Raw genomic sequence first — 20523 nt, 5'->3', positions numbered from 1 at the left:
GGGGACGGTGTCGTGCCCGGCCGCGGCGAGCAGCCGGCCGGCCGCGGCCACCGCGTCGCGGTTGGGCGCGTCCGGCGCGACGCCGCGCACCGGGGAGCGCAGCGAGACGCCGACCCGCAGCCGCGACGGCGGAACCAGCTTCTCCTGACGGCGGCCGGCGAGCACCTGGAAGCCGACGGCCGCGTCGGCGACCGTGGTGGTCAGCATGCCGTGCTCGGTGAGGCCGAACCAGTCCTCCGCGCCGAGCTGGCAGGGGACGACGCCCCGGCCGGGCTTGAGCCCGACCAGGCCGCAGCAGGCGGCCGGGATGCGGATCGAGCCGAGGCCGTCGTTGCCGTGCGCGATCGGCACCAGCCCGGCGGCCACCGCGGCGGCCGCGCCCCCGGACGAACCGCCCGGGGTGCGCCGCCGGTCCCACGGGTTGCAGGTCACCCCGGTCTCGTCGTCGGTGAGCGCCCAGAGGCCGAGTTCCGGCATCCGGGTCACCCCGAGGATCACCGCGCCCGCGCCGCGCAGCCGCCGGACCACCTCGTGGTCGGCCTCCGCCACGGCGGTACGCACGGCCGCCGACCCGTTCCAGGTGGGCAGGCCGGCGACCGGGGTGTTCTCCTTGACCGCGACCGGCACCCCGGCCAGCGGGAGGTTGGCCAGGTCCTCCTGCTCGTCGACCTTCTCCGCCTCGGTGATCGCCTCCCCGCCGCGTACCGCGCGGAACGCGGCGAGGTCGGCGTCGGCCCGGGCGATGTGGTCCAGGTGGTCGGCGACGACCTGGGTGGCGGAGACGTCACCCCGGCGTACGCCTCGGGCGATCTGCTTGGCGGTCGCCCCCACCCAGGTCGGCATGATGTCCTGCACGGCCACCCTCCCCAGCGGTCAGCCCAGCGCCTGCTCCAGATCGGCGAGCAGGTCGTCGACCGTCTCGATGCCGACAGACAGTCGCACGAGATCGCCGGGAACTTCAAGCGGCGAGCCGGCAGCACTTGCGTGTGTCATCCGGCCCGGGTGCTCGATCAGGGACTCCACGCCGCCGAGCGACTCGGCGAGCACGAAGAGCTTCGTGCGGTTGCAGATCTCCACCGCGTGCTCCTCGCCGCCCGCGGCGCGGAACGAGATCATGCCGCCGAACCGGCGCATCTGCTTGGCGGCCACCTCGTGGCCCGGGTGCGACGGCAGGCCCGGGTAGCTGACCTGGCCGACCTTGGCGTGCCCGTCCAGGTACGCGGCGATCCGCTCGGCGTTGTCGCAGTGTCGGTCCATCCGTACGCCGAGGGTCTTGATGCCGCGCAGGGTGAGCCAGGCGTCGAACGGGCCGTTGACCGCGCCCATCGCGTTCTGGTGGTAGCGCAGCCCCTCGCCGAGCCCGGCGTCGGCGGCGATCAGCGCGCCACCGACCACATCGGAGTGCCCGCCGATGTACTTCGTGGTCGAGTGGACCACCACGTCCGCGCCGAGGGTGATCGGCTGCTGGAGGTACGGCGAGGCGAAGGTGTTGTCGACCACCAGGAGCGCGTTGGCGTCGTGCGTGACGGCGGCCAGGGCGGCGATGTCGGCGATGCCGAGCAGCGGGTTGGTCGGCGTCTCCACCCAGACGATCTTCGTGGTGGCGCGGATCGCGGCCCGCACCGCGTCCGGGTCGGAGACCCGGGCCGGGGTGAAGTCGAGCCCCCAGCGCTCCGCGACCTTGGCGAAGAGCCGGTACGTGCCGCCGTACGCGTCGTCCGGGATCACCACGTGGTCGCCCGGCTTGCAGATGGTGCGCAGCAGGGTGTCCTCGGCGGCCAGGCCGCTGGCGAAGGCGAGCCCGACGGGCCCACCCTCCAGCGCGGCCAGGCACTCCTGGAGCGCGTCCCGGGTCGGGTTGCCGGAACGGCTGTATTCGTAGCCCTCGCGGGGCGTCCCGACGGCGTCCTGCGCGTAGGTGCTGGTCTGGTAGATCGGTGGGATCACCGCGCCGGTGCGGGCCTCCGGGTCCTGGCCGGCGTGGATGGCGAGCGTCTCGAAGCCGTGACTCATTCCGCAGACGTTAGTCCTCCCGCCCGTCCCACCGGCTGGAACCCGGACGCGGGTCACAACACCGGTGATGCCGGGGCGGCTGGGACTACGCCGCACGGCGGCGGACCCGTCGAGCGCCTAACCTGGCCCGATGAGCGGGTGCGTGTTCTGCGGGATCGTGGCGGGTGAGGTGCCCGCGTTCACCGTCGCCGACGAGCCGGACGGGGTGGCCTTCCTGGACACCCGGCCGGTGTTCAAGGGTCACGTCCTGGTGGTGCCGCGGACCCACCTGGTCACCCTGAGCGACCTGCCGGCGGAGGCGCTGGCCGGGTACTTCGGTCTCGTGCAGCGGTTGGCCCTGGCGGTGGAGACCGGTCTGGGGGCCGGTGGGACGTTCGTGGCGATCAACAACAAGGTGTCCCAGTCGGTGCCGCACCTGCACACCCACGTGGTGCCCCGGACCAAGGGGGACGGCCTGCGCGGTTTCTTCTGGCCCCGGACCCGGTACACCGACGACGCCGAAGCCGAGGGGTTCGCCCGGCGGGTGGCCTCGGCCGTGCCGGCCTGACCGCGAGTCGGCCGGGTAAGGAAGCGGGGCCTGGCGGTGTTGCAGGCTGGGAGAGGTAGGAAAGGAGTCCCACCGTGTTCCTTCGCCGCATGAAGGCCGAGCTGCCCACCCCCGACCAGGCCCTGCCGGGCCGCCCGATCGCGATGCCGATCGGTGACCGGCACGAGGTGCTCCCGTCCTCGCTGAAGGGCCCCTTCCCCGAGGGCTCGCAGGTCGCCGTCTTCGGAATGGGCTGCTTCTGGGGCGCCGAGCGGCTGTTCTGGACCCTGCCCGGTGTGGTCACCACGTCGGCCGGCTACGCGGGTGGCGTCACCCCGAACCCGACCTACGAGGAGGTCTGCTCGGGCATGACCGGGCACGCCGAGGTGGTCCAGGTGGTCTACGACTCCGCGAGGATCAGCTACGAGGACCTGCTCAAGGTCTTCTGGGAGAACCACGACCCGACCCAGGGCATGCGCCAGGGCAACGACGTCGGTACGCAGTACCGGTCGGCGATCTACACCACCACCGAGGACCAGCTCGCCACCGCGCAGGCGTCCCGGGACGCGTTCGCGCCGATCGTGGCGCGGGCCGGCAAGGGTGAGATCACCACGGAGATCGCCCCGCTCGGCCGCTACTACTTCGCCGAGGACTACCACCAGCAGTACCTGGCCCCCACCAAGAACCCGAACGGGTACTGCAACCACGGTCCCAACGGGCTGAGCTGCCCGGTGGGCGTGGCGCGTACCGCCGGCTGACCGACCTGATGTCCGTTTCCCGGGCCTGCGGTGTTTGTCACACCGTGGGCCCGGTGCGATTCGGGCACCGCGCGGGCCGTCGGCAGGAACGTCGGCGCTGGCAGCGCCCAGGAATCGAGAGGCGCGCATCCTAGCAAACACGTAACGCCGTAGCATCAGCTCAACAGGCGAACTGTGGCCACCTCTGGCAGCATTGCGCGGCATGTGCGGACTGGCTGGGGAGTTCCGTCGGGACGGCTCGCGCGCCGACGTCGCGGCGGTGGAGCGGATGGCGGCCACGATGAGTGACCGGGGACCGGACGACAGCGGGGTCTGGTCCCAGGGCCCGACGGCCCTCGGGCACCGCCGCCTGAAGATCATCGACATGTCCGCGGCGAGCGGACAGCCGCTGGTCGACGCCGCCTCGGGTCTGACCGGCGTCTTCAACGGCTGCATCTACAACTACCGGGAACTGCGCCAGGAGTTGCGGGCCAAGGGGCACCGCTTCTTCTCGTCCGGCGACAGCGAGGTGGTGGTCAAGGCGTACGCCGAGTGGGGGCTCGACTTCGTCGACCACCTGATCGGCATGTTCGCCGTGGCGATCAGCGAACGGGACAGCGGCCGCCTGGTGCTGGCCCGGGACCGGCTCGGCATCAAGCCGCTCTACCTGGCCGAGACGCCCGGCGTGGTGCGCTTCGCCAGCACCCTGCCGGCGCTGCTGGCCGGCGGCGGGATCGACACCTCGATCGACCCGGTGGCGCTCGCCCACTACCTCAGCTTCCACAGCATCGTGCCGCCGCCGCGGACCATCCTGCGCGGCGTCACCAAGCTGCCCCCGGCCACCGTCCGGGTCTACGAGCCGGACGGCTCCACCCGCGAGCGGGTCTACTGGGACCCCGCGTTCAGCCGGGCCGCCGAGCGCGCCGACTGGTCCGAGCGGGACTGGCAGGACGCGCTGCTGGAGTCGCTGACCACCGCGGTACGCCGCCGGATGGTGGCCGACGTGCCGGTCGGCGTGCTGCTCTCCGGCGGCCTCGACTCGAGCCTGGTCGTCGCGCTGCTCGCCGGGGAGGGCCAGTCCGGGCTCGCCACCTTCTCCATCGGCTTCGAGGCGGTCGGCGGCCGGGAGGGCGACGAGTTCGTCTACTCCGACCTGGTGGCGAAGACCTTCGACACGACCACCACCAGATCAAGGTGCCCACCGGCGACCTGCTGCCGCCGCTGGAGGCCGCCGTCGCGGCCATGAGCGAACCGATGGTCAGCCACGACTGCGTGGCGTTCTACCTGCTCAGCCAGGAGGTCGCCCGGCACGTCAAGGTGGTCCAGTCCGGCCAGGGCGCGGACGAGATCCTGGGCGGCTACCACTGGTACCCGCCGCTGGCCGGCGTCGACCGGGAACAGGCGCTCGAGACGTACGCGAAGGCGTTCTTCGACCGGGACGCGGCCGGCCTGGCCCGGGTGCTCAACCCGGCGTGGCTCGCCGAGGGCGACCCGGCGCGGGACTTCGTGGCCGGGCACCTGGGCCGGCCGGGCGCGCAGACCGCGGTCGACGCCGGCTTGCGGATCGACACCCAGGTCATGCTGACCGACGACCCGGTGAAGCGGGTCGACAACATGACTATGGCGCACGGGCTGGAGGCCCGGGTGCCGTTCCTCGACCACGAGTTCGTGGAACTGGCGGCGGGCTGCCCACCCGAGCTGAAGCTGGCCCAGGGCGGCAAGGGCGTGCTCAAGGAGATCGGCCGCCGGGTCCTCCCGCACGAGGTGATCGACCGGCCCAAGGGCTACTTCCCGGTGCCGGGCCTCACCCACCTGGAGGGCAAGCTCCTCGACCGGGTACGCGACGCGCTCTCCGCGCCCGAGGCCCGCCGCCGCGGCCTGTTCCGCGCCGACTACGTCGACGCGCTGCTCGCCGACCCGAACGCCGAACTGACCCCGTTGAACGGAAACAAGCTGTGGCAACTGGGACTCCTGGAAATGTGGCTCCAGAGCCACGGAATCGACTGACCGTGACCGACACCCTCGCCACCGGCACGGCGCGTATCGACCGGGAACGGGTGCTCGGCCGCCGCCGGGAGCGGACCGGTCCGGGCGGCGACCCGGTCGCCCCGGGCGCGCCCGAGCCCGCGCGGCGCCCCACCGACCCGGCCGGCGTGGTGCTGGACTGCGGCTGGGGCCGGCTGGTCTTCGGCCAGACCTTCACCGACCAGTCCGCCGTCGCCGACGTGCTGCGCTCCGAGGCGGCCGGCGCCCGGGACATCTGCATCTACCTGCGCGACCCGCACGTGCTGGTGTCCCGGCTGCCGGACGAGCTGTTCATCGACCCGTCGCTGACCTACCGGCTGCCACTGGGCGACCGCCGGCCGGCCGCCACCGACTCCGGCGCGGAGATCCCCGGCCTGGTGATCCGTCCGCTGCGCGACGCCGCGGACGCGACGCGGTCAACCGGATCTACGCGCGCAACGGCATGGTGACCGCGCCGGTCGAGGTGCTGGTCGACAACGCCGGCACCGATCGCTTCCTGCACCTGGTCGCCGAGGCGCCCACCGGTGAGCTCGTCGGCACCATCACCGGTGTCGACCACGTGGCAGTCTTCGCCGACCCGGAGAACGGCGCCAGCCTCTGGTGCCTGACGGTGGACTTCAACCACGCGCCGCCCGGCACCGGCCAGGCGCTGCTGTCGGAACTGGCCGACCGGCTCGACGAGCGGGGGCGGGCCTTCGTGGACCTCTCGGTGCTCGCGGAGAACTCGGGGGCGATCCGGCTCTACGAGCGGCTCGGCTTCCACCGCACCGGCACGCTCTGCGTGAAGCGGAAGAACCCGATCAACGAGCGGCTCTTCCTGGCCGCCGCCCCGGAGGGATACGACGAGCTCAACCCGTACGCGCGGATCGTCGCCGACGAGGCGATGCGGCGCGGCATCCGGGTGGAGGTCACCGACCCGCAGTGGGGCGAGCTGAAGCTGACCAACGGCGGCCGGACCGTGCACACCCGCGAGTCCCTGTCCGAGTTGACCTCGGCGGTGGCGATGAGCCGCTGCGACGACAAGCGGGTCACCCGGCGGATCCTCACCGAGGCCGGGCTGTCGGTGCCGCGCGGGCGGACCGCCACCGGCGAGCCGGACGACCTGGCCTTCCTCGAGGACGTCGGCCCGGTGGTGGTCAAGCCGGCTCGGGGCGAGCAGGGCAACGGCATCACCGTCGGGGTGCGCACCGCCGAGGCGCTCACCGCGGCGGTGGAGCTGGCCCGGCGGTTCTGCCCGGACGTGCTGATCGAGGAGCTGCGCGACGGCGAGGACCTGCGGGTCATCGTCATCGACCACGAGGTGGTGGCCGCCGCCGTCCGCCGCCCCGCCCAGATCACCGGCGACGGGGTGCACGACGTCACGGAGCTGATCGAGCGGCAGAGTCGCCGCCGGGCCGCCGCCACCGGCGGCGAATCCCGCATCCCGATCGACGACATGACCCGCGAGGTGGTGGCGGAGGCCGGCCACCGGATGCACGACGTGCTTCCGGAGGGTCAGGTGCTCGCCGTACGCCGGACCGCCAACCTGCACACCGGCGGCACCATCCACGACGTCACGGCCGAGCTGCACCCGACCATCGCCGAGGCGTGCGTGGCGGCCAGCCGGGCGTTGGACATCCCGGTGACCGGGCTGGACCTGCTGGTGCCCGCCCCGGACCGGCCGGAGCACGTCTTCATCGAGGCGAACGAGCGGCCCGGCCTGGCCAACCACGAGCCGCAGCCGACCGCCGAACGCTTCGTGGACCTGCTCTTCCCCGGCACCCGGGCACCGCAGCGGCTCTGGTCGCCGGCCGGGACGGGCGGTGTCGCGTGAGTCCGAAACCGCTGGAGCTGGACCTCGCCTACCTCCGCCAGGTGCTGGTGGAGCTGCTGGAGATCCCCAGCCCGTCGGGGCGTACCGACCACGTCCAGCAGTACGTCGGGGAACGACTCTCCGCGCTCGGCATCTCCTCCACCCTGACCCGGCGTGGCGCGCTGAGCGCCAATCTGCCCGGGCCACGGGAGACCGGCGCCGACCGGGCGATCGTGGTGCACACCGACACCATCGGCGGCATGGTGAAGCGGCTGAAGTGCAACGGTCGGCTGGAGCTGAAGACCATCGGCACGCACAGCGCCCGGTTCGCCGAGGGCGCCCACGTGCGGATCTTCACCGACGACCTGGACCGGGTGATCACCGGCCAGGTGCTTCCGCTGAAGGCGAGCGGGCACCGCTACAACGACGACGTCGACCTGCAGGGAGTCGGCTGGGAGCACGTCGAGGTCCGGGTCGACGAGCCGGTGCACGATGTCGCCGGCCTGCGGGCGCTCGGCATCGACGCCGGGGACTTCGTGGCGTTCCTGCCCAACCCGGTGATCACGCCGAGCGGATACGTGAAGTCCCGGCACCTGGACGACAAGGCCGGCGTGGCGGCGGTGCTCACCGCGTTCAAGGCGATGGTCGACGCCGGGATCACCCCGGCGGTCACCGCGCACCTGCTGGTCACGGTCACCGAGGAGATCGGCCACGGCGCGAGCCACGGCCTGGACCCGGACGTCGCGGAGATCGTCTCGGTGGACGCCGCGGTGGTCGCCCCCGGGCAGCAGTCCCGGGAGAACGCGGCGACCCTGGCGATGGGTGACGGGGTGGGCCCGTTCGACTACCACCTGACCCGCAACCTGGCCGCCATCGCCAAGGAGCACGGCGTCGACCTGGTCCGCGACGTCTTCGACTACTACCGGTCGGACGTGGCGGCGGCGGTCGAGGCGGGCGCGCACGCCCGGGTGGCGCTGCTCGGCTTCGGCGTCGACGCCACCCACGGCCACGAGCGCACCCACCTCGACGGGCTGCGCCACCTCACCCAGTTGCTCTGCCTCTACCTCCAGAGCGACCTGGTCTTCCCCGAATGGGACGCCGAGCCCGAAGGCGACCTGGCCGACTTCCCGTCGCTGGCCGTCCAGCCGGCGTCCGAGGACGGCCCCCGCGAGGGCCCGATCGGTGTCACCGACCCGGCCTCGCAGGGCCCGGCGTAAGCCCACCCGGCGCTACGAAGCTGATGTCGTGGATGAATCACCCCGGCGGCCCGGGCGCTGATCCATTCACGTCATCAGCTTCGTAGCGACCCGCGGCACTGGATCATCCAGGCCAGCAGCCCGACCGGGGAGTCCTGCCACGGGCACGCCGGTCGTGCCCGAGCCGGCGCATCAGCTCGGCGAGCATCCGCCCGATCCGGGCGACGGAGAAACCGGCCTCCGGTGGCGGGGCGGAGAACCCGAAGCCGGGCATCGACGGCACCACGACGTGGAACGCCTGCCCGGGGTCGCCACCGTGGGCGCGCGGATCGGTGAGCGGCCCGATCAGCTCGGTGAACTCGACGAACGAGTTCGGCCAGCCGTGGGTGAGCAGCAGCGCCCGAACTCCGCCGCCGCCTGCGCGACCTCGCCGGCCGGGCGCTGCGGGCGTCCACCGGGCATTCCCAGCCGGGCCTGTGATCGAAATCCGTTGCCGGGGCCGCCGGGAAGTCGATAGCGTGGCGGTACACGGGAAAGGAGGTGGTCCAGACTTGTATAGCAATCGGACTCGTGAGGTGGCTGTCCGCTAGCCGCTGTCCTCGACAGTGAGATCTCGTCCGCCGAGAGGCGGGCAAAGGCACGATCGTCGAGACCGTGTGGCAGCGGTGCGGCGAAACCACGACAGCCACCCGACCCCCGGGGTGCCGGCCCAGTCCAGCCGGCCCGCGCGCGAGCGCGGAAGCCCCGGGGGTCGCTTCATGTCCGGCGGAGCCGGGCCAGTCGACCCAGCCGGGAGGTCAGGACCGTGTCGATGCGCGAGCTGGTGGTGCTCGGAACGGCCAGTCAGACGCCCACCCGTTATCGCAACCACAACGGCTACCTGCTGCGCTGGGACGACGAGGTGCTGCTGTTCGACCCGGGCGAGGGCAGCCAGCGGCAGATGCTGCACACCGGCATCTCCGCCACCGACCTCACCCGGATCTGCGTCACCCACTTCCACGGCGACCACTGCCTGGGACTGCCCGGCATGATCCAGCGGCTCTCCCTGGACCGGGTGCCCCACCCGGTGGCCGTGCACTTCCCGGCCGCGGGCGCCGAGTACTTCGCCCGGCTGCGCCACGCCAGCTCCTTCTACGAGACCGCCGAGTTGCGCGTCGAGCCGATCGACGCCGACGGGCAGCGGATCACGCTGGGCCTCGGCACGCTGGAGGCCCGCCGGCTGCGGCACCCGATCGAGACGTACGGCTACCGGCTGGTTGAGCCGGACGGCTTCCGGGCGCTGCCGGAGAAGCTGTCCGCGTACGGGATCACCGGTCCGGCGGTCGGCGAGCTGCTCCGCGTCGGCCACCTCGACGTGGACGGGCGCCGCGTCACCCGGGACGAGGTGAGCGTGACCCGCCCGGGGCAGCGGTTCGCCTTCGTGATGGACACCGCGCTCTGCGACGGGGTGTACGCCCTCGCCGAGCTCGCCGACCTGCTGGTCATCGAGTCGACGTTCCTGGAGTCGGAGGCCGCGCTCGCCGCCGAGGTCGGTCACCTCACCGCGGCGCAGGCCGCACGGGTGGCGACCGAGTCGGGAGTACGCACGCTGCTGCTCACCCACTTCTCCCAGCGGTACGCCGACCCGCGCCGCTTCGCCGACGAGGCCCGCGAGCACTTCGCCGGTGAGCTGGTCGTCGCCGAGGACCTGATGACCGTGCCGGTCCCGCCCCGCCGGGTAGCCTCGGTCGGATGACGGTCACCCTGCGCCCCGCCACCGAGGCCGACCTGATGCCGGTCGGCGCCCTGCACCAGCGGTCGCGGGTGGCGGCGTACTCGTCGTTCCTGCCGGCGGAGGCGCTGGCCGAGCCGACGCCCGAGGCGATGGGGCGGTACTGGGTCGAGCGGTGGACCTGGGAGCGGGACGACCACCGGATGACCGTCGCGGACCGCGACGGCCGGCTGGTCGGCTTCAGCTACCTGGGCCCGGACGACGAGGGCGACCCGGCGACCGGCCTGCTCAACGCGATCCACCTGGAACCGGACGAGCGCGGCCGGGGCACCGGGCGGGCGCTGATGGTCGACGCCCTGGCCGCCATGCGGGCCCGCGGCTGGTCCCGGGCGGTGCTCTGGGTACTCCGGGAGAACGCCCCCGCCCGTGCCTTCTACGAACGCGGCGGCTGGACGCCCACCGGGTCGGCACGTGACGAACACATCGGCGCCGCCCGTACCCGCCAACTCCGCTACGAACGCCCGCTCTGACCGTCGCGGGCGCCTCGACCGCCGCCGTTCGGCGGGCACCCCTGCCGGTCGGGCTGCCGTTCGCTCTCAGCGGATCGGGGCATGAGCGTCGATCCGGCCGCGTTGCCCCCGTCATGGACATCGAGCACACCGAGCGGGCGGAGGACGCCGCCCTGGACGCGTACTCCCGGGTGGTGACCGGCGTGGCGGCACGGGTGCTGCCCAGCGTCGCCGCCCTGTCGGTGCGGACCCCGCGCGGGGCCGGCGCCGGCTCGGCCGTCACCATCGACGCCGAGGGCCTGCTGCTGACCAGCGCCCACGTGGTGCAGGGCGCCGCGGGCGGCTCGGCCGCCTTCGGCGACGGCACCGAGACCCGGTTCCGGGTGGTCGGCGCCGACCCGCTGTCGGACCTGGCCGTGCTGCGGGCCGAGGAGCCGGCGGTGCCGCCGGTGGAGCTGGGCGACGCGGACGGCCTGCGGATCGGGCAGCTCGTGGTGGCGGTCGGCAACCCGATGGGGCTGGCCGGCTCGGTCACCGCCGGGGTCGTCTCCGGGCTGGGCCGGTCGCTGCCGGCCCGGGACGGGCGACTGGTCCGACTGATCGAGGACGTCATCCAGACCGACGCCGCGCTCAACCCGGGCAACTCCGGGGGCGCGCTGGCCGACTCCACCGGCCGGGTGGTCGGGGTGAACACCGCGGTCGCCGGGTACGGCCTCGGGCTGGCCGTGCCGATCAACGCCACCACCCGGCAGATCATCGCCGACCTGACCGCCACCGGCCGGGTCCGGCGGGCCTGGCTGGGCGTCGCCGGGGTGCCGGTGCCGCTGCCCCCGGAACTCACCGAACGGACCGGGCAGCGGCGCGGCCTGCGGGTGGTGGAGGTGGTCCCGGGCAGCCCCGCCGGGCTGGCCGGGATCTACCTGGGGGACATCATCGTCTCTGCGGGCGGCCGGCCGGTGCAGGACGGCCAGGGCCTGCAACGGCTGATGCTCGGCCCGGCCATCGGCACCCGCCTGGCGGTCACCGTGCTGCGCAAGGGCGCCTTCGTCGACGTGGTCGCCGTCCCCACCGAACTGACCCGCTGACGACGACAGGGCCGTTCCCGGCGGGGAGCGGCCCTGTCGACCGGGGTCAGCGGGCGCCGAGGTGGGCGAGGAGGTCCTGGCGGGTGAGCACGCCCTTGGGCTTGCCGTCGACCAGCACCAGCGCCGCGTCGGACTTCTCCAGCAGGCCGACCGCCTCGCTCACCGGCTGGCCGCCGCCGATCATCGGCAGCGGCTCGCCCATGTGCCGCTCGATCGTGTCGTGCAGGTGCGCCTGGCCGGTGAAGAGCGCGTCGAGCAGGTCCCTCTCGGCGATCGAGCCGGCCACCTCGCCGGTCACCACCGGCGGCTCGGCCTTGAGCACCGGGAGCTGGGAGACGCCGTACTCGCGCATGTAGTCGATGGCGTCGCGGACCGTCTCGGTCGGGTGCACGTGCACCAGCTCGGGCAGGCCGCCCGGCTTGCTGGCGAGGGCGTCCGCGACGGTCGGTTCGGTGCCCGAGTTGTCCAGGAAACCGTACCGGGCCATCCACTTGTCGTTGAAGATCTTCGACAGGTAGCCTCTGCCGCTGTCCGGCAGCAGCACCACGATCACGTCGTCCGGGCCGGCCTTGCGGGCCACCTCGAGGGCGGCCACCACGGCCATCCCGCAGGAGCCGCCGACCAGCAGCCCCTCCTCACGGGCCAGCCGCCGGGTCATCTCGAAGGACTCCTTGTCGGAGACCTCGACGATCTCGTCGGGGACGCCCCGGTCGTACGTCTCCGGCCAGAAGTCCTCACCGACGCCCTCGACCAGGTACGGCCGGCCGGTGCCGCCGGAGTAGACCGAACCCTCCGGGTCCGCGCCGACGACCCTGACCCGGCCCTCGGACGCCTCCTTCAGGTAGCGACCGATGCCGGAGATGGTGCCGCCGGTGCCGACGCCCGCCACGAAGTGGGTGATCTCCCCCTCCGTCTGCTTCCAGATCTCCGGCCCCGTGGTCTCGTAGTGCGAGCGCGGGTTGGCCGGGTTGCTGTACTGGTTGGGCTTCCAGGCGCCGGGGATCTCCCGGGCCAGCCGGTCGGAGACGTTGTAGTAGGAGCGCGGGTCCTCCGGCGCGACGGCGGTCGGGCAGACCACCACCTCGGCGCCGTACGCGCGCAGCACGTCCTGCTTGTCCTGGCTGACCTTGTCGGGGCAGACGAAGACGCACTTGTAGCCCTTGAGCTGAGCCACCAGGGCCAGCCCGACGCCGGTGTTGCCGCTGGTCGGCTCGACGATGGTGCCGCCCGGCTTGAGGATGCCCGCGGCCTCGGCGTCCTCCACCATCCGCAGCGCGATCCGGTCCTTCACCGAACCGCCCGGGTTGACGTACTCCACCTTCGCCAGCACCGTCGCCTGGATGCCCTCGGTGACGTTGCGCAGCCGTACCAGCGGGGTGTTGCCGATCAGCTCGACGACGTTGTCGTAGTACTGCACCTCGTTGTGCCCTTCGTTGCGGCGCCGGCGACGGCGGCCGGGCAGACGTACTTCTCGACGCCCAGGGTACGTGCCGTCAGGGCGTGACATGTCCGGGGATGACCGAGCTGCGACGCGCCTCCCACTTCAGGAAGCGTTCGGTCTCCGACAGCACGCTGCCCGCCAACCAGGTGACCATCACCGCGTCGTCCACCAGCCCGAAGATGGTCAGGAACAGCTCCGGGACCACGTCGACCGGGGAGACCACGTACGCCGTCGCCGCGGTCATCATGGCCAGCCGCAGGCCGCCGTCGTACTCCCCGCGGGCGGTCGCCCTGATCATCCGGGGCAGCGCGGCCAGCCGCTCGCCCAGCGACGGCCCTCCCCGCGCGCCCGCCATGAGTGCCCGGGCCAGCGCGGTGAACGCCGCGCTCCGCTTCAACGTCTTCCCCATCGTCTGCGCCCCTTTCCGCTCGACCAGCGTGCCGCCCCGGCGCAAGCCCCGCGCCGCTCGCCGGCCGGACCGTCGGTCGGCGGCCCTGCCGCAGGAGGTACCCAGAACCGTCGTCTCCCAGCCGCGAACCAGCCGACGCGAGGAGAGCGGGGTGTCGGGCCGGCGCGATAATGTCGGCTCATGGGGGACGCTGGATCCGTCGTACCGGCCGGCTGGCAGCGCGCCCGGCGGATCGCCCGGGTGGCGGCGATCGGCACGGGCGCCACGGTGGCGGCCACCGTCGCGACGGGTGGAGTGCTGCTCGGTCAGGCCCGCCAGGCGAGGCGGACCATCCCCATGGCCGAGGCGCCCCCGCCGCGCTGCGACGGGACGTACGGCGCCAAGTTCCCCGGCCCGCCGCTGACCATGGTGATCCTCGGCGACTCCTCCGCCGCGGGCTACGGCGTGCACCGCCGCCGGGAGACCCCGGGCGCGCTGCTGGCCACCGGGCTGTCCCGCCGGCTGCACCGGCCGGTGCGGCTCCACCGGTACGCCGTGGTCGGCTCCCTGTCGGCCGGTCTCAAGCCGCAGGTCGAGTCGGCCCTGGAGGTCGAACCGGACATCGCGGTGATCCTGATCGGCGGCAACGACGTCACCAACCGGACCCCGCCGGCGCTGGCCGTGCGCTACCTGGTCGACGCGGTCCGCACGCTGCGCGCGGCCGGTTGCGAGGTGGTCGTCGGCACCTGCCCCGACCTGGGCGCGATCCGGCCCATCCAGCCGCCGCTGCGCTGGCTGGCCCGGCGCTGGAGCCGGCAGCTGGCCGCCGCCCAGACGGTGGCGGTGGTCGAGGCGGGCGGCTCCACGGTCTCCCTGGGTGACATGCTGGGTCCCCGGTTCGCCGCCGAGCCGGCCCGGATGTTCGCCTGGGACCGGTTCCACCCGTCCGCCGAGGGGTACGCGGTGGCCGCGGCGGCGCTCCTGCCCACCGTGCTCTCCGCGCTCGGGGCGGGCCAGGAACGCCGGGCGGCGGCCCCCCTTGGCGAAGGCGTACGGTCGCTGCCGGAGGCGGCCCACGAGGCGGCCCGGCACGCCGGCACCGAGGTCAGCGGCACCCAGGTCCGGGGCCGGGACCGGGGGCCGGGCGGCCGCTGGGCGCAGCTGCGGCGGCGGGCGTTCTTCGGCGTCGGCGCGGTGCCGCAACCCGGTCCCGCCGCCGACTCACCAACACTGGAGGGACTGGCATGAGCGAGCTGACCGGCACGTGTGCCGCCGACCGCCGGGCGGTGACGGCATGACCGAGCACCACGAGCTCGCGTTCCGGCTGGGTCGGGCCGCGGCGCTCTCGCTGGTCGCCGGCACGGTGGGCGGGGCCGCCGTCCTCGCCGGCCAGGCCATCGCCGCCCGCAACCGCCGCTACGCCCAGCCGGAGCTGGGCCTCGCCCTGCGCGCCACGGTCGCCGGGCGGGTGCCCCACCACTGCGGCTGGTGCTGCTCGGCGATTCCTCGGCGCTCGGCGTCGGGGTGGAACGCTTCGAGGAGACCGTGGGCGGCCAGCTCGCCCACCTGCTCGCCGAGGGCCCGACCGGCCGGCAGGTGCACCTCTCCAGCGTCGGCGTCGCCGGCTCCCGCTCGACCGACCTGGCCACCCAGGTGGCCCGGGCGCTGCTGGGCGAGCGTCCCGACGTGGCGTTGATCCTGGTCGGCGCCAACGACGCCACCGCGATGACCCGGCCGGCGGACGCCGCGGCCTACCTCGGCTCGGCGGTGCGCCGGCTGCGTGAGGCGCACGTCGAGGTGGTCGTGGGGACCTGCCCCGACCTCGGCGCGGTCCGCGCGGTGGCGTCCCCGCTGCGGCAGGTCCTGGGCTGGTCCGGGCGGCGGGTGGCCCGCGCCCAGACGACGGCCGTGCTGGACGCGGGCGGCAGCGTGGTCGACCTGGCCACCGAGACCGGGCCGGTGTTCCGGGCGGACGCCGGGACGCTCTGCCACGACGGTTACCACCCGTCCGCCGACGGCTACCGGGTCTGGGCGCACGCCCTGCTGCCGGCGGTCGAGGCGGCGGCGACGGTCGCCTCCCGTCACCACCACTGACCACCGCGGGCGGCGTGACATTTCCCGCCCGGTGAGCGACTTCCGCCGTAAGTTACCCGCGGGTTAACGTTGGTTCATGCCGATTGAGTCGTCCCGCGACGCCGTCATCGTCGCCACCGCCCGGTCCCCCATCGGCCGCGCGTTCAAGGGTTCGCTGCGTGACGTCCGTTCGGACGACCTCGCCGCCACCATCGTCCAGGCCGCCCTGGCCAAGGTCCCCGGGCTCGACCCGACCGAGATCGACGACCTGTACCTGGGCTGCGGTCTGCCCGGCGGCGAGCAGGGCTTCAACATGGCCCGGGTGGTCGCCACCCTGATGGGCCTCGACGGCCTGCCCGGCGCCACCCTGACCCGCTACTGCGCCTCCTCGTTGCAGACCACCCGGATGGCGATGCACGCGATCCGGGCCGGCGAGGGCGACGTCTTCATCTCCGCCGGCGTCGAGATGGTCTCCCGGTACGCCCGGGGCAACTCCGACACCCTGCCGCCGGAGGCGCAGGCGCTGGTCGGCGGCGGCTGGGAGAACCCGCGCTTCGCGGCGGCCCACGAGCGGTCGGAGGCCCGCGCGCGGGGCGGCGCGGAGGTGTGGACCGACCCGCGGGAGGACGGCCGGCTTCCCGACATCTACCTGTCCATGGGGCAGACCGCGGAGAACCTCGCCCAGGTGTACGACGTCACCCGCGAGGACATGGACGCCTTCGGCGTGCGCAGCCAGAACCTGGCCGAGAAGGCGATCGCCGACGGCTTCTGGGCCCGCGAGATCACCCCGGTCACCACGCCGGACGGCACCGTGGTCAGCGCCGACGACGGCCCGCGCGCCGGGGTGACCCTGGCGGCGGTCGCGGGCCTGAAGCCGGTCTTCCGCCCCGACGGCCGGATCACCGCCGGCAACTGCTGCCCGCTCAACGACGGCTGCGCCGCAGTGGTGATCATGAGCGCCCAGCGGGCGGAGGACCTCGGGCTGACCCCGCTGGCCCGTATCGTGTCGACCGGCGTCACCGCGCTGTCGCCGGAGATCATGGGCCTCGGCCCGGTCGAGGCCTCCAAGCAGGCCCTCAAGCGGGCCGGGATGACCATCGACGACGTCGACCTGGTCGAGATCAACGAGGCGTTCGCCGCCCAGGTGATCCCCTCCTACCGGCAGCTCGGCATCCCGGAGGAGAAGCTGAACGTGATGGGCGGCGCGATCGCCGTCGGCCACCCGTTCGGCATGACCGGCGCCCGGATCACCGGCACCCTGCTCAACGCCCTCGAGTGGCACGACAAGACCATCGGTCTGGAGACCATGTGCGTCGGCGGCGGCCAGGGCATGGCGATGGTGCTCGAACGGCTGAGCTGAGCCCGCTTCGGCGTTCCCGGGTCCGGGTACCGTTCCGACATGGCGACGGTCGTGGAACGGGAGCGCAAGTACTCCGGTGACGAGGGATTCCGCCTGCCGGACCTGACGGGGTGCGGTGGCGTCACGACCACGTCGGACGCCACCGCCTTCGACCTCGACGCGGTCTACCTGGACACCGCCGACCTCCGGCTGGCCCGCAGCGGGTTCGCGCTGCGCCGGCGTACCGGCGGGCACGACGCGGGCTGGCACCTGAAGGTCGGCTCGGCCGGCGGCGACCGGACCGAGTACCAGTTCCCCGCCGGGCCGGACGACACCGACCCGCCGGCGGAGCTGGTCGCGCTCTTCCGGGCCGCGTCCCGGGGACGGCCGGTGGCCCCGGCGGCGCGGATCACCACCCGTCGGACCGAGCGCCGGCTGCTCGACGGGCGGGGCCGGGTGCTGGCCGAGGTCGCCGACGACACCGTCGAGGGACGAGACCTGGTCACCGACGAGCGGCAAGCCTGGCGGGAGATCGAGGTCGAGCTGGTCGACGGCGACGACGCGCTGCTCGACGCGGTGGACGCCCGGCTGCGGGCGGCCGGCGCCCGCCCGGTGCCGGTCTCCAAGTCGCACCGCGCGCTGGCCACCCGGCTCGCCGCCCCGGCGGCCACCCCCGATCCCGGCGCCGCGCCCGTCCTCGACTACGCCCTCGCCCACCGGGACGTGCTGATCGCCAACCACCCCGGCGCGCTGGGCGGCGGCGAGGACGCGGTGCACGACATGCGGGTCGCCGTCCGCCGGCTGCGGTCCACCCTGCGGACCTTCCGCGGGCTGTGGGACCGCCGGGAGAGCGAGTGGCTGCGGGCCGAGCTGCGCTGGCTCGGCGCCCAGCTCGGCGCCGTCCGCGACACCCAGGTGATGGCCGCCCGGCTCACCGACGCGGTGCACGCCGAGCCCGCCGACCTGGTGCTCGGCCCGGTCGCGGCGCGGATCTCCGCCCGGTTCGCCGCGGACCTGGCCACCGCCCTGGACGAGCTGCGCGCGGCGCTCGACTCCGACCGGTACACCGCCCTGCTGGCCCGGCTGGACGCGCTGCTGGAGGGGCCGACCGCGCGGACGGTCGACGCGCGCTGGGTCGCCCGGCGGGTGCGCCGGGCGGTGACCCGGGCGGACGACCGGCTGGACCGGGCCCTCGCCGGTGACCGGCCGGACGACGCGGCGGAGGACGTCGCGCTGCACGAGGCGCGGAAGGCGTACAAGGCAGCCCGGTACGCCGTCGAGGTGCGCGAGCCGGCGGTCGGGAAGCCCGCCGGCAGGCTGGTCGACCGGCTCAAGGACCTGCAGGACCTGCTCGGCGCGCATCAGGACTCGGTGGTCACCCGCGAGGTGCTGCGGCGGCAGGCGCTGCGCGCGTACGCCGACGGCGAGAACACCTTCACGTACGGCATCCTGCACGCGCGGCAGGCCGCGACGGCCGGCCGGGACGTGCGGGCCGTCGCCCGGGCCCGCGACCGGGCCCGGCGGCGGAAGCTGCGGCGCTGGCTGAAGCGCTGACCGCCGCCGCGCCAGCGGTCCGCCGGCAGCCGCGCGGTCAGAGCGCCGAGCGGGTCCTGCTGACCGCCTCGGCGGCCCGGTCGAGCACCGCCTCCGGCGGCCCGGCCGCCAGCAGATCGGCCGCGACCACCCGGAGCTGGTCCGGCAGCACCAGGTCGTTGCCCAACCGGGGTACGTCCCGGCGCGGCCCGCCCTCCACGTCCGCCGCCAGGTTGGCGAGCTCCTGCACCAGCTTGTGCACCAGGTCGGCCCGGGACACGTTGCCGCCCTCGGCCGACGCCGACCACCGGGGCTGCTGCCAGTGACCGACCTGACGGACCAGCAGATCCACCGCCCGGTCCAGTTCCGCTGCGCTCATCGCCGCCGAGTCTACGAGGGGCCGGCGGTCACCGGCGCAGGTAGCTGAGCAGGCGCAGGATCTGCCAGTACAGGAAGATCAACCCGACCAGCAGGCCGAACGCGCAGAACCAGGCGTACCGGCGGGGCAGGCCGGCCCGGACCGACCGCTCGACCAGGTCGAAGTCGAGGATGAAGCTGAACGCCCCGGCGATGATCGCCACCACCGAGATGAGGTACGGCAGCCAGCCGACCCGACTGGTCAGGCTGTACGCCTCCACCCCTTGCCGGCCGGTGAGCAGGTAGGTGACCAGGTTGACCAGGCTGATCGCGAGGATGCCGATGAGCGCGCCGGCGACCAGCCGGGCGAGCCGCGGGGTGGCGCGGATGAGCCGGGCCCGGTAGAGCAGCGCCATGCCCAGGAAGACGCCGAAGGTGCCGATCACCGCCTGCACCACGATCCCCGGGTAGATCAGCTCGAAGGCCCGGCTGGCCACACCGAGCAGCAGCCCCTGGAGCACGGCGTACGCCGCGATGAGCGGCGGGTTGGTGATCTGCTTCAGCGAGATGACCAGCACCAGCACCAACCCGGCGATCGCGGTTCCGGCCAGCGCCGCCGAGAGCCACACCGCCTGCGGGACCACCACCCAGGCGACGGCGGCGGTGACGCCGGTGAGCAGCAGCAGGCCGACCGTCCGGGTCACCACGTCGTCCACGGTCATCGCCTCGGCGGCCCCGACCCCGAGCACCTGGCGTTCGGTCCGGCCGACGTCGTCCAGTCGGGTCAGCACCGGGTTGGCACTCCGCACCGCGACCTCCTCGCCCGACGTACCCCCGGGTCCCACTCTGCCCCGGGCGGCCCGGCGGCGACGGGAAAACGACAGCGCCCGCCGCCGCTGTCGCGGAGGCGGGCGCCGGGATCGGGCGGCGGGCGGGTCAGTCGTCGCCCTGGAAGTAGCTGAGCAGGCGCAGGATCTCCAGGTAGAGCCAGACCAGGCCGACCACGATGCCGAAGGCGGCGATCCAGGAGTAGCGCTGCGGGAGCCCCATCCGGACGCCCTCTTCGATCTCGTGGAAGTTGAGCACGAAGCTCAGCGAGGCGACCACGATGCAGACCAGGCTGAAGCCGATGGCCAGCGGGCTGCCGTCGCGCAGGTGGGTGTTGACGCCGAAGAGGGCGAGCACCAGGTTGATCAGCATCACCGCGAAGAGACCGACCATGACCGAGATCATGATCCGGGCGAACTTCGGGGTGGCTCGGATGATCCGTGCCTTGTAGATCACCGCCATCAGGAAGAAGACGCCGAAGGTCGCCACCACGGCTTGCAGCACGATGCCGTCGTAGAGCGACTCGAACGCCTTGCTGACCATGCCGACGAAGACGCCCTCGACGACCGAGTACGCCACGACCAGCGCCGGGTTCGCCATCCGCGAGAACGAGATGATCAGGCCGAGCGCCAGGCCGACGACGGCGGCGCCGATCCAGGCGACACCGACCAGGGCGTCGGGCACGAGCACCCACGCCGCCGCGGCGGAGGCGCCGAGGAGGCCGAGCAGCATGACCGTCTTGACGACGACGTCGTCGAGGGTCATCGGGGTCACGGTGGGCGGTGCCGCCGGGTAGCCGGTGCCGGTCGGGTACTGCTGCTGGTAGGGCGCGTACTGCTGCGGGTAACCGGGCTGTCCGTACGGCCCGGGCTGGGCGTACCCGGCCGCCCGCTCACGCTCGGCCGCCTGGCCGAGCCGGGCGAGCACCGGGTTCGAGGTCTTCACTTCTCAGGCCTCCCTCAGGGGGTCA

16 protein-coding genes and 4 pseudogenes are annotated in these 20523 nt (G+C 73.6%); 12 read left to right on the top strand and 8 right to left on the bottom strand.

Annotation, left to right across the window (positions count from 1 at the left end; genetic code table 11):
• Together JNW87_RS09585 and JNW87_RS09580 are read right to left on the bottom strand one after the other, a co-directional pair.
• A partial coding sequence (locus JNW87_RS09585; protein WP_309233924.1) for an amidase family protein occupies positions 1-861 on the bottom strand: 861 nt, incomplete at its 3' end.
• Positions 862-873: 12 nt separating this feature from the next.
• Positions 874-2013, bottom strand: coding sequence for a cystathionine gamma-synthase (locus JNW87_RS09580; RefSeq protein WP_109805106.1), 1140 nt, complete (start codon positions 2011-2013; stop codon positions 874-876).
• A gap of 130 nt (positions 2014-2143) precedes the next feature.
• Here JNW87_RS09580 and JNW87_RS09575 point away from each other — a divergent pair, with 130 nt between their 5' ends.
• The 5 genes and pseudogenes from JNW87_RS09575 to JNW87_RS09555 all read left to right on the top strand — a co-directional run bounded on the left by JNW87_RS09575 (position 2144) and on the right by JNW87_RS09555 (position 8310).
• Positions 2144-2560: an HIT family protein gene (locus JNW87_RS09575; protein WP_109805105.1), complete on the top strand. Its 417-nt coding sequence runs from the start codon at positions 2144-2146 to the stop codon at positions 2558-2560.
• A 74-nt stretch (positions 2561-2634) separates the two neighbouring features.
• A complete protein-coding gene (msrA, locus tag JNW87_RS09570) occupies positions 2635-3297 on the top strand; it encodes a peptide-methionine (S)-S-oxide reductase MsrA (protein ID WP_109805104.1) in 663 nt (220 codons plus the stop codon).
• A 202-nt stretch (positions 3298-3499) separates the two neighbouring features.
• Positions 3500-5205 (top strand): annotated as a pseudogene (locus JNW87_RS09565) (N-acetylglutaminylglutamine amidotransferase); the annotation flags it as partial.
• Between the two features lie 80 nt (positions 5206-5285).
• Positions 5286-7114: pseudogene (gene ngg, locus JNW87_RS09560) on the top strand (N-acetylglutaminylglutamine synthetase).
• Positions 7111-8310 carry an osmoprotectant NAGGN system M42 family peptidase gene (locus JNW87_RS09555; protein ID WP_109805101.1) on the top strand — a complete coding sequence of 400 codons (1200 nt, stop codon included), beginning with the start codon at positions 7111-7113 and terminating at the stop codon, positions 8308-8310. Before ngg ends, JNW87_RS09555 begins: the two are co-directional and overlap by 4 nt.
• A gap of 148 nt (positions 8311-8458) precedes the next feature.
• Here JNW87_RS09555 and JNW87_RS09550 read toward each other — a convergent pair.
• Positions 8459-8686, bottom strand: a pseudogene (locus tag JNW87_RS09550) (alpha/beta fold hydrolase); the annotation flags it as partial.
• A gap of 408 nt (positions 8687-9094) precedes the next feature.
• Here JNW87_RS09550 and JNW87_RS09545 point away from each other — a divergent pair.
• From JNW87_RS09545 to JNW87_RS09535, 3 genes are all read left to right on the top strand, one after another.
• Positions 9095-10024, top strand: a complete 930-nt coding sequence (locus JNW87_RS09545) for a ribonuclease Z (RefSeq protein ID WP_109805099.1) — start codon at positions 9095-9097, stop codon at positions 10022-10024.
• Positions 10021-10530, top strand: a complete 510-nt coding sequence (locus JNW87_RS09540) for a GNAT family N-acetyltransferase (RefSeq protein WP_238453506.1) — start codon at positions 10021-10023, stop codon at positions 10528-10530. Before JNW87_RS09545 ends, JNW87_RS09540 begins: the two co-directional genes overlap by 4 nt.
• Before the next feature lie 113 nt (positions 10531-10643).
• The gene (locus JNW87_RS09535; RefSeq protein WP_109805097.1) at positions 10644-11594 is read left to right on the top strand and encodes a S1C family serine protease; all 951 of its coding nucleotides are present in this window, start codon (positions 10644-10646) and stop codon (positions 11592-11594) included.
• Positions 11595-11640: 46 nt separating this feature from the next.
• Here the strand turns inward: JNW87_RS09535 and JNW87_RS09530 are convergent, their stop codons facing one another.
• Positions 11641-13011 (bottom strand): cystathionine beta-synthase, encoded by a 1371-nt coding sequence (locus JNW87_RS09530; RefSeq protein ID WP_109805096.1) that lies wholly within the window; start codon positions 13009-13011, stop codon positions 11641-11643.
• Positions 13012-13087: 76 nt separating this feature from the next.
• Positions 13088-13444 (bottom strand): YkvA family protein, encoded by a 357-nt coding sequence (locus JNW87_RS09525; RefSeq protein ID WP_109805095.1) that lies wholly within the window; start codon positions 13442-13444, stop codon positions 13088-13090.
• 180 nt (positions 13445-13624) lie between these two features.
• On the opposite strand from JNW87_RS09525, the gene JNW87_RS09520 reads away from it, so the two are divergent.
• The 4 genes and pseudogenes from JNW87_RS09520 to JNW87_RS09505 all read left to right on the top strand — a co-directional run bounded on the left by JNW87_RS09520 (position 13625) and on the right by JNW87_RS09505 (position 18389).
• Entirely contained in the window at positions 13625-14671 is a 1047-nt protein-coding gene (locus tag JNW87_RS09520) for an SGNH/GDSL hydrolase family protein (RefSeq protein ID WP_109805094.1), read from the top strand.
• Between the two features lie 46 nt (positions 14672-14717).
• Positions 14718-15517 (top strand): annotated as a pseudogene (locus tag JNW87_RS09515) (SGNH/GDSL hydrolase family protein).
• A 76-nt stretch (positions 15518-15593) separates the two neighbouring features.
• Complete coding sequence (locus JNW87_RS09510) at positions 15594-16856, top strand: acetyl-CoA C-acetyltransferase (RefSeq protein WP_109805092.1); 1263 nt, start codon at positions 15594-15596, stop codon at positions 16854-16856.
• A gap of 39 nt (positions 16857-16895) precedes the next feature.
• A complete protein-coding gene (locus JNW87_RS09505) occupies positions 16896-18389 on the top strand; it encodes a CYTH and CHAD domain-containing protein (protein WP_109805091.1) in 1494 nt (497 codons plus the stop codon).
• Positions 18390-18426: 37 nt separating this feature from the next.
• Here JNW87_RS09505 and JNW87_RS09500 read toward each other — a convergent pair whose 3' ends face one another.
• The 3 genes from JNW87_RS09500 to JNW87_RS09490 all read right to left on the bottom strand — a co-directional run bounded on the left by JNW87_RS09500 (position 18427) and on the right by JNW87_RS09490 (position 20498).
• Positions 18427-18747 carry a hypothetical protein gene (locus tag JNW87_RS09500; RefSeq protein WP_109805090.1) on the bottom strand — a complete coding sequence of 107 codons (321 nt, stop codon included), beginning with the start codon at positions 18745-18747 and terminating at the stop codon, positions 18427-18429.
• A 28-nt stretch (positions 18748-18775) separates the two neighbouring features.
• The gene (locus JNW87_RS09495; protein ID WP_109805089.1) at positions 18776-19534 is read right to left on the bottom strand and encodes a Bax inhibitor-1/YccA family protein; all 759 of its coding nucleotides are present in this window, start codon (positions 19532-19534) and stop codon (positions 18776-18778) included.
• 127 nt (positions 19535-19661) lie between these two features.
• Positions 19662-20498 (bottom strand): Bax inhibitor-1/YccA family protein, encoded by an 837-nt coding sequence (locus JNW87_RS09490; RefSeq protein WP_109805088.1) that lies wholly within the window; start codon positions 20496-20498, stop codon positions 19662-19664.
• Between the last annotated feature and the right edge of the window lie 25 nt (positions 20499-20523).

It is taken from the genome of Micromonospora sp. ATA51 (assembly GCF_016802855.1).
Classification (GTDB): Bacteria; Actinomycetota; Actinomycetes; order Mycobacteriales; family Micromonosporaceae; genus Micromonospora; species Micromonospora sicca.
The sequence above is the reverse complement of the archived record's forward strand: the minus strand, read 5'-3'. Positions and strand labels throughout refer to the sequence as shown.

Excerpts from the sequence above, each read along its gene's own strand:
- JNW87_RS09500 (WP_109805090.1), bottom strand. The coding sequence starts at position 18,747 with ATGAGCGCAGCGGAACTGGACCGGGCGGTGGATCTGCTGGTCCGTCAG.
- JNW87_RS09535 (WP_109805097.1), top strand. The coding sequence starts at position 10,644 with ATGGACATCGAGCACACCGAGCGGGCGGAGGACGCCGCCCTGGACGCG.
- JNW87_RS09520 (WP_109805094.1), top strand. The coding sequence starts at position 13,625 with ATGGGGGACGCTGGATCCGTCGTACCGGCCGGCTGGCAGCGCGCCCGG.
- JNW87_RS09580 (WP_109805106.1), bottom strand. The coding sequence starts at position 2,013 with ATGAGTCACGGCTTCGAGACGCTCGCCATCCACGCCGGCCAGGACCCG.
- JNW87_RS09575 (WP_109805105.1), top strand. The coding sequence starts at position 2,144 with ATGAGCGGGTGCGTGTTCTGCGGGATCGTGGCGGGTGAGGTGCCCGCG.
- JNW87_RS09510 (WP_109805092.1), top strand. The coding sequence starts at position 15,594 with ATGCCGATTGAGTCGTCCCGCGACGCCGTCATCGTCGCCACCGCCCGG.
- JNW87_RS09505 (WP_109805091.1), top strand. The coding sequence starts at position 16,896 with ATGGCGACGGTCGTGGAACGGGAGCGCAAGTACTCCGGTGACGAGGGA.
- JNW87_RS09525 (WP_109805095.1), bottom strand. The coding sequence starts at position 13,444 with ATGGGGAAGACGTTGAAGCGGAGCGCGGCGTTCACCGCGCTGGCCCGG.
- JNW87_RS09540 (WP_238453506.1), top strand. The coding sequence starts at position 10,021 with ATGACGGTCACCCTGCGCCCCGCCACCGAGGCCGACCTGATGCCGGTC.